The organism is Massilia timonae CCUG 45783 (genome assembly GCF_000315425.1).
Lineage (GTDB): Bacteria > Pseudomonadota > Gammaproteobacteria > Burkholderiales > Burkholderiaceae_D > Telluria > Telluria timonae.
Genome location: NZ_JH992924.1, coordinates 1,071,718 through 1,085,083, shown reverse-complemented (window position 1 = coordinate 1,085,083; position 13,366 = coordinate 1,071,718). Strand labels below are relative to the sequence as shown.

Genomic DNA, 13,366 nt, shown 5'->3' with positions numbered 1-13,366 from the left:
ACCATGCTGTCAACTACGTGCGCAAGTCGTCCACCGGCTCGCTGCCGAAACCGGGCGCCAACAGGTAATCGACCAGTTTCTTCGCGCACGCCTCGGGCGAATCGAGCGCGCCGCCCTCCTTCAGCGCGACGAAGCGTTCGCGCATCGGGAAATCCGCATCCGGCGTGGCGCGGATCGCGGCTTGCATATCGGTATCGATCACGCCCGGCGCCAGGCTGCAGGCGCGCACGCGCACGTCGCCGTCGAGGAGCACGGCGCGCGCATGCTGGTCGAGCGCGGCCTTGGTCGCGCAATACACGGCCCAGCCGGGATAGGCATTGCGCGCCGCCCCGCTCGAGACGTGCAGGATGCGCCGCTGGGCCTTTGGCGCGGCCTGCACGAAGGCGGCGGCCAGCGCCAGCGGTGCCCCTACGTTGAGCGACACGGCGCGCAGCACGTCCGCCGGATCTTGCGCCGCGAGCGGGCCGACCGGAGTGACGACGCCGGCATTGTTCACCAGCAGCGCATCGTCGGCGTCCCGCAGAAAATCGCGCAGGGCGTTCCCCGCCAGCCAGGCTTGCAGGGCGGCCGGGTCGGTCATGTCGAGCGCGATCTGGTCGATGCCGGCCAGCGGCGAACGTGCGCGCGCCAGGCCCAGCACGGCGATGCCGCGCCCATGCAGTTCGGCCGCGATCGCGGCCCCGAGGCCGCGGGTGTGGCCGGTGACGATTGCCTTCTTCATGCTGTAGTCCTCAAATGAATACGGGTTCGGGTTCCAGCGCCACGCCATAGCGGGCCGCCACGTCGGACTGGATGGCCTGGGCCAGGCGCACCACGTCGGCGCCTTGCGCGCCACCCAGATTCACCAGCACCAGCGCCTGCTTGGGGTAGACGCCTGCCGGGCCGATGTTCTTCCCCTTCCAGCCGCACTGGTCGATCAGCCAGCCCGCCGCCAGCTTTTCGCTGCCGTCCGGCTGGGCATGGTGGACGAGGTTCGGATACGTCTCCAGCAGGCGCCGGCATTCTTCGTTCGACACCACCGGGTTCTTGAAGAAGCTGCCGGCATTGCCGATCTCGAGCGGATCGGGCAGCTTGCGGCGGCGGATCGCTTCGACGATGGCGCCGATATCGCGCGGCGTCGGCGCCGCCAGCGCCGCTTCCTGCACCGCGTTGGCCAGTTCGGCATAGCGCAGGTTTGGCTGCCAGGCCGCCGGCAGGGCGAAGGTGACGTCCAGCACGATGAGATCGCGGCCAATGGCGTGCTTGAAGATGCTGTCGCGGTAGCCGAAGCGGCAAGCGGCGGCGTCCAGGGTGCGCAGTTCGCCGCTGGCCATGTCGAAGGCGGTCAGGCTGTGGAACACATCCTTGGTTTCGACGCCATACGCCCCCACGTTCTGGATGGGCGCGGCGCCGACCGTGCCGGGGATCAGGGACAGGTTTTCCAAGCCCCCCAGGCCCTGGTCCAGCGTGAAGCCGACGAAGGCGTGCCAGTTTTCTCCGGCCTGGGCGCGCACGAGGATCTTGTCGCCCTGCTGGCCGAGGATCTCCCTGCCCTGGCCGGCCATGTGCAGCACCAGGCCGTCGAAGTCCTGGGTGAACAGCAGGTTGCTGCCGCCGCCCAGCACCAGGCGCGGCAGATCGGCGAGCGCGGGATCGGCGCGCACCGCAGTCAATTGCTCGGCGCCGGTGACGCGCAGGTAGCGGCGCGCCGAGGCGGGAATGCGGAAGGTATTCAGGCCGGCGAGCGGCTGGTCGTGGACGATGGGCAGGTCTGGATGCATGACGGTCGGGATGGAAAATGTCGTTTCATTATAGTGGTTCACGCATTCCCGACTTTCCAGCCTGGCAAAACGGTCGCGATCCGGGCCGTTGTCCGCTAAAATAGAGGGATTCATCTAAAGCAATATTCGAAAAGGACACTCCATGCCATCGTTTGATGTGGTCTGCGAAGCAGACATGGTCGAAGTCAAGAACGCGGTCGAGCAATCGAACAAGGAAATCACGACCCGCTTCGACTTCAAGGGCAGCTCGGCCAATGTCGAACAAAAAGAGCGCGAACTGACCCTGCTCGCCGATTCCGATTTCCAGCTCGGCCAGGTCAAGGACGTGCTCATCAACAAGATGTCGAAACGCAAGGTCGACGTGCGCTTCCTGGACGAAGGCAAGGTCGAGAAGATCGGCGGCGACAAGGTCAAGCAGGTGATCAAGGTGCGCAACGGCATCGAGACCGAAGACGCGAAGAAGATCACCAAGCTGATCAAGGAAAGCAAGATGAAGGTGCAGGCCAGCATCCAGGGCGAGTCGGTGCGCATCACCGGCGCCAAGCGCGATGACCTGCAAACGGCGATGGCGATGCTGCGCAAGGACGTGCAAGACCTGCCGCTGGCCTTCAATAATTTCCGCGACTGATTGTCGTAGCACAGAGTCGCTTGTGGCCGGCATGACCGGCTTGAGACAAGGCGCGCGCGGACATGTTCTGCGGCGCCTTGCCCCGCTTGGAGTAGAATGGCGCCGTGCGAAATTCGTGCGCGTTTTCCACGACGTTGCGCGTCGCCGCAACCCCGGGCAGATTAGGTAGTCTAAGGATAGCAATGAAACGTGTTGAGGATTTCCGCCTACGTATGGGCAACAAGGAATATGTGCCCATCATGATCGGCGGAATGGGTGTGGACATTTCGACGTCCGAGCTGGCCCTGGAAGCGGCCCGCCTCGGTGGTATCGGTCATATCTCCGACGCTATGTCCCAGGACGTGTCCGACCGCAAGTTCGACACCACCTTCGTTAAAGACAAGACCAAGACCTACAAGTTCAACATCAACAATATGAACAAGGCGGTGGTCCAGTTCGACCTGGATCACCTGGCCGAGGCGACCCGTCGCCACGTCGGCGCGACCATGGAAGCGAAGAAAGGCGATGGCCTTATCTACGTCAATTGCATGGAAAAGCTGACCATGAACGCGCCGAAGGAAACCCTGCGCGTGCGCCTGGCCTCGGCGCTGGACGCCGGCATCGACGGCATCACCCTGTCGGCCGGCCTGCACCTCGGTTCGTTCGAGCTGATCAAGGACCACCCGCGCTTCCGCGACGCCCACCTGGGCATTATCGTGTCCTCGGTGCGCGCGCTGCAGCTGTTCCTCAAGAAGGTGTCGCGCCTGGACCGCAAGCCCGATTTCGTGATCGTCGAAGGCCCGCTGGCCGGCGGCCACCTGGGTTTCGGCATCGATGACTGGAAACAGTATGACCTGCACACCATCATGGACGAGGTGCTCGCCTTCATGCAGGCCGAGCAGCTGGGCATCCCGGTGATCGCGGCCGGCGGCGTGTTTACGGGCTCGGACGCGGCCGGATTCCTGGAAAAAGGCGCCGGCGGCGTGCAGGTGGCGACCCGCTTCACCGTCACCCACGAATGCGGCCTGCCGGACAACGTCAAGCAGGAATACTTCCGCGCCAGCGAAGAAGACATCGAAGTCAACGGCGTGTCGCCGACCGGCTATCCGATGCGCATGCTCAAGAATACCCCGGCGATCGGCTCCGGCATTCGCCCGGGTTGCGAATCCTACGGCTACCTGCTGGACGCCACCGGCAACTGCGCCTACATCAACTCGTACAACCGCGAGGTGCAGGCCCATCCCGACCAGAAGAAAGTGGTCGTGATGGACAAGACCTGCCTGTGCACGCACATGCGCAACTTCAATTGCTGGACCTGCGGCCACTACACCTACCGCCTGAAGGACACCACCCACCTGCTGGCGGACGGCAACTACCAGATCCTGAGCGCGGAACACGTGTTCAAGGATTACCAGTTCAGTGTGAACAACGAGATCGCGCTGCCGGTGAAGCAGGAAGTGGCGGCGGCGTAAGCGTCCTGCCTTTCCCACGAAAGCCACGACCCCGGTCGTGGCTTTTTTTCACCCCTTCCCTGGGTCAGCTTGCGTCGAACCAGCGCATGATCGCACCATACTCGGCCATCACCTGCTCGGCGCCGCCGCCTTCCGTCACCAGGTCGTGGTTGGCGCCAGGCAGGCGGCGCATCGTCACGTCCCTGCCTTGCGCGCGCAACTGCGCGTACATCACTTCGGTTGACAGGATCGGCACGCTCGCATCGCGCATCCCGCTCACGATGTACACCCGGGCTTTCGATTGCAGCAGGTTGTCGCCCGGCGACTGTGCAAGGAAACTGCTCCAGCGCCGGTATGGATGGCCCCAGGCGAACTTGCTGCCGCTGCCCGGATCGGCCTGGATGTCCTTGAACGTGGCGTCGAGCGACGCGAGCTCGCGCAGCTTGTCGTCATCGCTGCCGCCGCCCTGGTGGATGCGCGCGATGCTGTCGAACAGCTGCGTGGTGCCGGACACACCGGCCAGCGCCACCGCGCCCACTTCGGGCACGGCGCGCGCCAGCCCCGCCGCCATGACGCCGCCTTCGGAAATCCCGACCACGAGGACGCGCGTGGCATCGATCTCGGGCCGCGCCAGGGCGTGGCGCAGCGCCGTGCCCAGGGTGGCCAGCCAGGTATCGTAGGAAAACTGATTGTTGAAGGCGCCCCCGCAGCCGTTGGCGCTGCCGCCCTGCCCGTCCTGCTGCGCAGGCTGATAAGGCTTGTCCACCGACATCACTGCATAGCGACCGCTTTGCGCCAGCGGCACCCATGGCAGGATCGAGGCGCTGCGTTCTTGCGTGCCGAGGCCGCTGAACGGCGGTGTGCAGCCCGACCCTTGCACGAACAGCACCAGCGGCGCCTTCGCCTTGGGTTTCGACAGGTAATAGCTGACCGCAGGCCCTGCATCGGCGGGCAGCGTGACGCGGTCGAGGCTCCAGCCGTTGAAGTGGAAGGTCTCCTGCCGCTGCGCGCCGGCGGCGGGCAGGCTGACGGCCAGCGCCGTCGTCAGCGAGCAGGCAAGAATGAAGCGATGGGCGGAAGTGCTCACGAAGGTCCTTTGCAGTATGCGGACCTTCGATATTGCCTTTCCGCCCATCACGATGCAATGCGATGCGGGTAAGTCGCGCTTATTCTTTCAGCGCTGCGGCCAGCGCCGCGATCTTCGCCGGATCTCCGCCCACCGCCTTCACCAGGCGCTTGCCGTAGTCGGCGTCAGCCTTCCAGAAGTGCGACAGCATGGTCTCGCGGGTCTCGACGTTCTGCACGCGCTTCAGGTCGCCCGACAGGTTGACGATCAGGTCGTCACGGTCCTGGCTGCTCAGCGAGCGGTAGAACTCGCCGGCCTGGCGGAAGTTCAGCGTCTTGGCGATGCGCTGCTGCTGGGTGGTGCCGGTCAGCGGCAGGTTGCTCGAGCGTGCGTTCGGGTCCTCGACCAGCGGCGCCAGACGGCTCGGCTGGTAATTCACCGTGCCCTTGCGGCCATCGATATTGCCCTGGCCATCTTGCTGGTGATTACGCACCGGTACCAGCGGCTTGTTGATCGGCAGCGACTGGAAGTTCGCGCCCAGGCGGTGGTGCTGGGTGTCGATGTACGAGAACAGACGGCCCTGCAGCATGCGGTCTTCCGAAGGCTCGATGCCCGGCACCAGGTTACCCGGCGCCATTGCGACTTGCTCGGTCGCTTCGAAGAAGTTGTCAGGCACGCGGTCCAGGGTCATGGTGCCGACCTTGCGCTCCGGGATGCCGGGCCAGATCTTGGTCGCATCCAGCGGGTCGAAGTCGAACTTGTCCAGCTCTTGCGGCTTGAGCACCTGCACGGTCAGGTCCCAGCGCGGGAACTTGCCAGCCTTGATCGATTCGTACAGGTCGACCGTGGCGTGGGCGGTGCTCTTGCCCTGGATCAGCGGGATCTCTTGCGGACGCAGGTTGCGCTCGCCCTGCTGCGATTTCCAGGCGAACTTGGCGTACACATATTCACCCTTGGCGTTGACCAGCTTGAGTGCGTGCACGCTGCTGCCGTCCATCTGGCGGTAGTTGGCCGGCGTGCCGTAGTTCGAATACACGCGGGTCAGCATGGCGGTCGCTTCCGGTACGTGCGAGAAGAAGTCGAACACGCGCTCGGGTTCTTGCACATTGGTGACCGGGTCCGGCTTCAGCGCGTGGATCATGTCCGGGAACTTGATCGCGTCGCGGATGAAGAAGATCGGCAGGTTGTTGCCGACCAGGTCCCAGTTACCTTCCTGGGTGTAGAACTTGGTGGCGAAGCCGCGCGGGTCGCGCACGGTTTCCGCGCCCGAGCGGCTCGGGATCACGGTCGAGAAGCGCACGAACACCGGGGTCACGGTATCGCGCTTGAACATCTTGGCCTTGGTCAAGTCCGACAAGTCATCGGTGACGACGAAGCTGCCGTGGGCGCCGGTGCCGGTCGCGTGCACCACGCGTTCCGGGATGCGCTCGCGGTCGAAGCGCTGCAGCTTCTGGATCAGGTGCACGTCCTGCAGCAGGGTCGGACCGCCGGGACCGGCGGTCTGGCTGTTCTGGTTGTCGCCAACCGGAGCGCCATTGTCCTTGGTCAGCGTCTGGGCATAGGCGCCCTGGGCCAGCGCCATGGCGCCGGCAGTCAGGGTCAGTGCGCACAGGGCCAGGCGCCCAGCGGAAGGTAAAGCATAGCTCATAGTCAAAACCTATTTAAGTTCAAGTCGAGATAGCTATCTTATAGATGAGTATGTTATTTATGAAATCAATTATCTTTATAGAAACGATAGGTATTTGGCTATAATCGCACTTCCAGTCAGCCACCGCTGAAGCTTGTCGCCCTCCAAATGACCCGCCATTTGTTCAAGATGCGCGTCAATGTGCGCGGACGCACCGAGAGTCGGCTCCGGTGGCGGCTACGGTAGCCCTTCCACCAGCAGGGAGAGCCCATGAGCAATCAACAGAAAACCGTCCGCGTCGAACCCGCCACCATGCCTGCCGGCGGCTGGGGCTCGGTGGACGACGTCAAGAACGCCCTGACCGGCCAGAACGTGGTGCTGAAGGACACGCGCCTGCTGCTCAAGCAGAACAAGCCGGACGGCTATGCCTGCGTCAGCTGCGCCTGGGCCAAGCCGGCCGACCCGCATCCTTTCGAGTTCTGTTCCAGCGGCGCCAAGGCCACCGCCTGGGAAACCACGACCAAGGCAATCGGCCCCGATTTCTTCGACCGCCACACGCTCACCGAACTGGAAGGCTGGAGCGACCACGCGCTGGAAGACCACGGCCGCCTGACGGCGCCGCTGCGCTACGATCCCGCCAGCGACAAGTACCGCCCGGTCGAGTGGGAAGTCGCGTTCGCCGAGATCGGCGCCCACTTGCGCGCCTGCGATCGCAAGCAGGTCGTGTTCTATGCCTCCGGCCGCGCCTCGCTGGAAACCTCGTACATGTACCAGCTGCTGGCGCGCATGTACGGCAACAACAACCTGCCGGACAGCTCGAATATGTGCCACGAAAGCACCTCGGTCGGCCTGCAAAAGACCATCGGCGTCGGCGTCGGCACGGTGGGCCTGAACGACTTCAAGCACACCGACTGCATCCTGTTCTTCGGCCAGAACGTGGGCGTGAACAGCCCGCGCATGCTGCACCAGCTGCAGGAAGCGCGCGGACGCGACGTGCCGATCATTACCTTCAACCCCTTGCGCGAGCGCGGCCTGGTGAGCTTCACCAACCCGCAATCGCCGCTCGAGATGCTCACCGGGCACGAGACCGTGATCAGCACCCAGTACCACCAGATCAGGCCGGGCGGCGACACGGCCGCCATCATGGGCATGTGCAAGGTCATCTTCGCGCTGGACGACGTCGCCCGGGAAAGCGGCGCGCAGCGCGTGATCGACGTCGCCTTCATCCAGGAACACACCCACGGCTTCGACGCATTCGAGCGCGCCGTGCGCGCCTGCGGCTGGGACGCGATCGAGCGCGAAGCGGGCTTGCCGCGCGCCGCGCTCGAACAGGCGGCCGAAGTGTATTGCAAGGCCGGCGCCGCGATGGGCGTGTACGGCATGGGCCTGACCCAGCACCGCAACGGCGTGCAGAACGTGACCATGCTGGTCAACCTGCTGCTCTTGCGCGGCAATATCGGCAAGCCCGGGGCCGGCATCTGCCCGGTGCGCGGCCACTCCAACGTGCAGGGCCAGCGCACGGTCGGCATCACCGAGAAGCCCGAGCTCGCCCCGCTCGATCAACTCAAGGAGCAGTACGGTTTCGAGCCGCCGCGCGACGAGGGATTGACCACCGTCGATGCCTGCGAAGCGATCCTCAAGCACGAGCTGCAAGCCTTCATTGGCCTGGGCGGCAACTTCCTGCGCGCGGTGCCGGAAACCCGCCTGATGGAAGCGGCGTGGCGCGCGCTGCCGCTGACGGTGCAGGTGGCCACCAAGCTCAACCGCAATCACGTCATCCACGGCAAGGCTGCCTACCTGCTGCCCTGCCTGGGACGGATCGAGATCGACCGCCAGCGTTCGGGAGCGCAGGCGGTGACGGTCGAGGACAGCACCTCGTGCATGCACGGTTCGCGCGGCATGGCCGAGCCGGTCGCGGCGACCCTGCTGTCCGAGCCCGCCATCGTGGCCGGCATCGCCAAGGCCACGCTCGATCCGAACCCGCGCGTCGACTGGGATGCCTGGGTGGCCGACTACGGCAAGGTGCGCGACGCCATGGGCGTCACCTTCCCCGAGATCTTCCACGACTTCAACGAACGGATGTGGACGCCGGGCGGTTTCCGCAAGCCGCTCGCCGCCGCCGAACGGATCTGGAAGACCCCGAGCGGCAAGGCCGAGTTCACGACGCCGGACGAACTACCGGGCAACCCCGACATGGATGGCGGCGCGGGTGTGCTGCGCCTGTTCACGATCCGCAGCGATGGCCAGTTCAACACCACGATCTACAGCAATGACGACCGCTTCCGCGGCGTGCACGGCAGCCGCATGGTGCTGTTCATGAGCGAGGCCGACATGGCGCGCCATGGCTTGCGACAAGGCGACGTGGTGGCGCTGCGCACGAACAGCGACGACGGCGTCGAGCGCCGCGTCGACGGCCTGCAGATCGTGCCCTACGACGTGCCGCCCGGCTGCATCGCCGGCTACTACCCGGAGTGCAATCCCCTGATTCCGCTGTGGCACCACGCGAAGGAAAGCAAGGTGCCGGCGGCCAAGTCGATCGACGTGCTGCTCGAGCGCGCCGCCGCCGTGGCGGCCCCATGAACGCGCGCGCTTCTTTCGCCGAGGCTGGCGACACGGCATTCGCGCTGGCCAGCCGTGTGCCGGCGGCAAGCTGGCGCGACGGCGTGCTCGACGACGGCAGCGAACTGCTGGCCGAGGAAGTGCCGGTGGCGCTGGTCTACAACGGCATCAGCCACGCCGTGATGCTGGCGTCGCCGCAAGACCTGGAAGACTTCGCCGTCGGCTTCTCGCTGTCCGAACGCATCGTCCGCGCGGCGCGCGACGTGCGTGAAGTCGAGGTCGAGGCCGGCCCGTACGGCATCGCGCTGGCCATCGACATCGCGCCCGGCGCCATGGCGCGCCTGAAGGCAACGCGGCGCGCACGCCTGGGCAAGACCGGCTGCGGCCTGTGCGGCATCGACAGCCTGGCCTGGTTCGAGCGCGAGATGGCGCCGCACGACCCGCGCGACGGCGCCATCTGCCAGACGACCGGCCCGTTCGCGCCGCAAGTGCTGCAGCGCGCCATGGCCGCCATGTCCGGCCAGCAGCGCCTGCACCAGGCCACCGGCGCCATGCATGCGGCCGGCTGGGCCGACCGCGACGGCCGCCTGCTGCTGGTGCGCGAAGACGTGGGCCGCCACAACGCATTGGATAAGCTGGTCGGCGCGCTGGCGCGCGCGGACATCGATGCCGGCGCCGGCTTTGCGCTCGTCACCAGCCGCGCCAGCTTCGAGATGGTGCAGAAAGCGACGCGCGCCGGCATTGGCTTGCTGGCCGCCATCTCGGCCCCGACCGCGATGGCGGTGCGGCTGGCGGACCGCGCCGGACTGACTCTGGCCGGCTTCGTGCGCGGCGACCGCCACGTGGTGTACACGCATCCATGGCGCCTGGCGCCCGCCCCTGTTGCGCACGGCACGTAACGCTTGCCAAGTGAATTCGGAACAGGTGTAAGCTGGCTTCACGCAAGCGCGGGCCGCAGCGGCACGCGCTCCGTTGCGAGAAAGGCGGCCCGACATGTCAGCGTTCGACCCCTCCGAGCAGGCCAGTTTCCTGGCCGACGACGCAGGTACGATCATCACCTGGAACCCCCAATGCGCCGCACTGTTCGGCCTGGCGGCGGCGGATGCCCTCGGCCGGGACGCCGCGCAGTTGCTGGGCGCGCCGCCCTGGCCCGAGCTGCTCGAGGCCGGCGCCGCCCGGCTCGCGTTGCCGGCGGGGCGCGCGGCCAGCGTCACGCTCGCGGCCCAGCTCGATGCAAGCGGCGCGGCGCGCGGCTACAGCGTCACCGTGATTCCGGCAACCCCTGCCCTGTCCGATGCCGAGCGCCTCGGCGCCACCGCGCTGAAGGACGTGGTCGATCTGTTGCCGGGGACCTTCTACATCCTGGACCGCGAAGGCCGCATCCTGATGTGGAACCACAACCTCGAACGCGTCTGTGAAATGATGCCGGAAGAATTGGCGACGGCCAATGCTTTCGATATGCTCGACCCGCGCGACCGGGGCGAATTCATCGACAAGGTCCACCGCATGTTCGACGACAATGTCGAACTCGAGATGGAAGTCGATTACGTCTCGCGCAGCGGACGCGAAACTCCCGTGCTGCTGCGCGGCGCCCGCATCGACTGCAACGGCGGTCAGTACCTGTTCGGCATGGGCATCGACATCTCCAAGCGCCGCGCGCGCGAGCGCCAGCTGCACCTGTACAAGCGGGCCCTGGGCGCGGCGAGCAACGGCGTGATCATCGCGCATAACGGCGGCCCCGACCATCCGACCGAATACGTCAACCCGGCCTTCGAACGCATCACCGGCTACGCGGCCGACGAGATCATCGGCCGCGATCCGCGCTTCATGGCCGCGCCCGGGCTGGATGGGGACGAGCGCAACCGGATGCGCCAGGCGCTGCACGAGCAGCGCTCGGTCCACGTGGTGCTGCGCAACCTGCGCAAGAACGGCGAACTGTTCTGGAACGACCTGAACATCACGCCGGTGCACGACGACAATGGCCAGGTGACCCACTTCGTCGGCATCCTGGTCGACGTCACCGCCAGCAAGCAGCGCGCCGACCGCCTCGAGCACGAGGTCAACCACGACAGCCTGACGGGCCTGGCCAACCGCACGCTGCTATGGGACCGGCTCGATCACGCGGTGCACCTGGCCCAGCGCCACCAGACGCTGGTGGCGGCCGTGCTGATTGACCTCGACAACTTTAAAACCATCAACGACACCTTCGGCCACGACGCCGGCGACGCGGTGCTGAAGGTGGTGGCGCGGCGCCTGCAGGCCACCGTGCGTGACAGCGACACGGTGGCGCGCCTGTCGGGCGACGAGTTCGTGATGGTGCTGGTCGACCAGCCCAGCCTGCGCTACACCCTGCGCATGGTCGAGCGCGTGCGCCGTGCGCTGACCATGCCGGTGGCCTTCGGCGGCAGCGAAATCCCGGTCGGCGCCAGCCTGGGCGTGGCGGCCTTCCCGCACGACGGGCGCACCTCGGCCGACCTGGTGCGCGCGGCCGACATGGCCATGTACCGGGCCAAGAACAATGGCGGCGGCGTGCATTTCTATTCCACCGAAATGCGCTCGGCCAGCGAGGCGCGCGCGATCCTGGCCGGCAATATGAAGAGCGCGCTCGACGACGACGAACTGTTCCTGCTGTTCCAGCCGCGCATGGACGCGCGCAGCGGCAAGGTGCGCGGCTTCGAGGCGCTGCTGCGCTGGCGCCATCCCGAACACGGGGTGATGCTGCCGGCGGCCTTCCTGGCCGAGGCCGAGGAAAGCGGACTGATCGTCGAGATCGGCAACCGGGTGCTGGACCGGGCCTGCGCCTTCGCGCGCGAGCTGCGCCATGCCGGCTATACCGCGCTGCCGGTGGCGGTCAATGTCTCGCACCGCGAATACAGCCGGCCCACCTTCATCGCCGGCATCGCCGAACGCATGTCGCGCTACGGCCTGCCGCCCGGCGCCCTCGAGATCGAGATCCCCGAGGCCGACCTGATCCGGAATCCGGGACTGGGACGCGACCTGGCGGCCCAGCTGCGCGACGTCGGCGCCATGCTGTCGATCGACCAGTTCGGGCGCGGCATCTCCGACCTGAACTTCCTGCAGCAGCTGTCGGTGCGCCAGGTCAAGCTGTCGAAGGCGGCGGTGCACAATATCGCCGACCACGGCCGAGGCGGCTCGCTGGCCAAGGCCCTGATCGACATCGGCCGCAACCTCGACATCACGGTGGTCGGCGAAGCGGTCGAGACCGAGGCGCAGGTGGAGTTCCTGCGCAGCCATGGCTGCGACCAGATGCAGGGCCAGTGGTTCAGCGAGCCCTTATCCGCCGAGGCCGCGTGCCGGATGCTGGCGCAGCGGTGACTTCGCGCGGCGGCGTCAGCCTTCGCTGGTGATGCGCTTGATGAGCGCCCCCAGCACCTCTTCGGCCAATTCATTGTCCACCTGGCAGGTGCCGGCGTTCTCGTGCCCGCCCCCGCCGTATTCCAGCATCAGCGCGCCGATATTCGTGTTCGAGGTGCGGTTGAGGATCGACTTGCCGGTGGCGAACACCGTGTTCTGCTGCTTCACGCCCCACAGCACGTGGATCGAGATGTTCGTCTCGGGGAACAGCGCATAGATGATGAAGCGGTTGCCGGCGTAGATCACGGATTCGCCCCGCAGGTCGAGCACCACCAGGTTGCCTTCGACCCTGGCGCAGCGCCGGATCTGTTCCTTGCAGCGCGCGCTGTGCTCGCGGTACAGGGTGCTGCGTTCGACGACGTCCGGCAGCGCCATCAATTGTTCGATGTCCTGGGTGGCGCAGTGGCCGATCAGGTCCATCATGAGCTGGTAGTTGGAGATGCGGAAATCGTGGAAGCGTCCGAGGCCGGTGCGCGCATCCATCAGGAAGTTCAGCAGGTCCCAGCCTTGCGGATCGAGCACCTCCTCGCGCGTGAAGCGCGCCGAGTCGCCCTTGTCGACCGCCGCCATCATGGTGTTCCAGGCGGCCGGGAAGGTGCGCGCGCCGCCATAGTGGTCATACACCACGCGCGCCGCCGACGGCGCGTCGGGGTGGATGATGTGATTCTCGCGGCGGCCGGTATTGCGGATGGTTTCCGACAGGTGATGGTCGAACACCAGGTGGGCGCCGGCGACGTAAGGCAGGTTGGTCGTGATGTCGTGGGCGGTGATCACGATTTTGCCGTCCTGCATGTCCTTGGGATGGACGAACAGGATGTCGTCGATCAGGTCGAGATGCCTGAGCAGCACGGCGCACACGAGACCGTCGAAGTCGCTGCGGGTCACGAGGCGGAATTTGTGGGGAATAGCGGACATCTAGCA

At 66.1% G+C, this 13,366-nt stretch carries 10 protein-coding genes; 5 read left to right on the top strand and 5 right to left on the bottom strand.

Annotated features, from left to right (window positions below):
- Nucleotides 1-13: 13 nt before the first annotated feature.
- Both HMPREF9710_RS19945 and murB read right to left on the bottom strand, forming a co-directional pair.
- Nucleotides 14-721, bottom strand: a complete 708-nt coding sequence (locus HMPREF9710_RS19945; protein WP_005669352.1) for an SDR family oxidoreductase — start codon at nucleotides 719-721, stop codon at nucleotides 14-16.
- A gap of 10 nt (nucleotides 722-731) precedes the next feature.
- Nucleotides 732-1,760 (bottom strand): UDP-N-acetylmuramate dehydrogenase, encoded by a 1,029-nt coding sequence (murB, locus tag HMPREF9710_RS19940; RefSeq protein ID WP_040777129.1) that lies wholly within the window; start codon nucleotides 1,758-1,760, stop codon nucleotides 732-734.
- Between the two features lie 142 nt (nucleotides 1,761-1,902).
- Between murB and HMPREF9710_RS19935 the strand changes: the two genes are divergently transcribed.
- Together HMPREF9710_RS19935 and HMPREF9710_RS19930 are read left to right on the top strand one after the other, a co-directional pair.
- The gene (locus HMPREF9710_RS19935; RefSeq protein ID WP_005669348.1) at nucleotides 1,903-2,388 is read left to right on the top strand and encodes a YajQ family cyclic di-GMP-binding protein; all 486 of its coding nucleotides are present in this window, start codon (nucleotides 1,903-1,905) and stop codon (nucleotides 2,386-2,388) included.
- A 182-nt stretch (nucleotides 2,389-2,570) separates the two neighbouring features.
- A complete protein-coding gene (locus HMPREF9710_RS19930) occupies nucleotides 2,571-3,839 on the top strand; it encodes a nitronate monooxygenase (RefSeq protein ID WP_005669345.1) in 1,269 nt (422 codons plus the stop codon).
- Between the two features lie 64 nt (nucleotides 3,840-3,903).
- On the opposite strand, the gene HMPREF9710_RS19925 is transcribed toward HMPREF9710_RS19930, so the two are convergent.
- Together HMPREF9710_RS19925 and HMPREF9710_RS19920 are read right to left on the bottom strand one after the other, a co-directional pair.
- Nucleotides 3,904-4,905 (bottom strand): alpha/beta hydrolase family protein, encoded by a 1,002-nt coding sequence (locus tag HMPREF9710_RS19925; protein WP_005669342.1) that lies wholly within the window; start codon nucleotides 4,903-4,905, stop codon nucleotides 3,904-3,906.
- Nucleotides 4,906-4,984: 79 nt separating this feature from the next.
- The gene (locus HMPREF9710_RS19920) at nucleotides 4,985-6,532 is read right to left on the bottom strand and encodes a catalase (protein ID WP_005669339.1); all 1,548 of its coding nucleotides are present in this window, start codon (nucleotides 6,530-6,532) and stop codon (nucleotides 4,985-4,987) included.
- Between the two features lie 249 nt (nucleotides 6,533-6,781).
- Here HMPREF9710_RS19920 and HMPREF9710_RS19915 point away from each other — a divergent pair, with 249 nt between their 5' ends.
- From HMPREF9710_RS19915 to HMPREF9710_RS19905, 3 genes are all read left to right on the top strand, one after another.
- Nucleotides 6,782-9,091, top strand: coding sequence for an FdhF/YdeP family oxidoreductase (locus HMPREF9710_RS19915; RefSeq protein ID WP_005669338.1), 2,310 nt, complete (start codon nucleotides 6,782-6,784; stop codon nucleotides 9,089-9,091).
- Nucleotides 9,088-9,969: a formate dehydrogenase accessory sulfurtransferase FdhD gene (fdhD, locus tag HMPREF9710_RS19910; protein WP_005669336.1), complete on the top strand. Its 882-nt coding sequence runs from the start codon at nucleotides 9,088-9,090 to the stop codon at nucleotides 9,967-9,969. Before HMPREF9710_RS19915 ends, fdhD begins: the two co-directional genes overlap by 4 nt.
- 94 nt (nucleotides 9,970-10,063) lie before the next feature.
- Nucleotides 10,064-12,406 (top strand): sensor domain-containing protein, encoded by a 2,343-nt coding sequence (locus HMPREF9710_RS19905; RefSeq protein WP_005669335.1) that lies wholly within the window; start codon nucleotides 10,064-10,066, stop codon nucleotides 12,404-12,406.
- Between the two features lie 15 nt (nucleotides 12,407-12,421).
- Here the strand turns inward: HMPREF9710_RS19905 and HMPREF9710_RS19900 are convergent, their stop codons facing one another.
- Nucleotides 12,422-13,360, bottom strand: coding sequence for a hypothetical protein (locus tag HMPREF9710_RS19900; RefSeq protein WP_005669333.1), 939 nt, complete (start codon nucleotides 13,358-13,360; stop codon nucleotides 12,422-12,424).
- Between the last annotated feature and the right edge of the window lie 6 nt (nucleotides 13,361-13,366).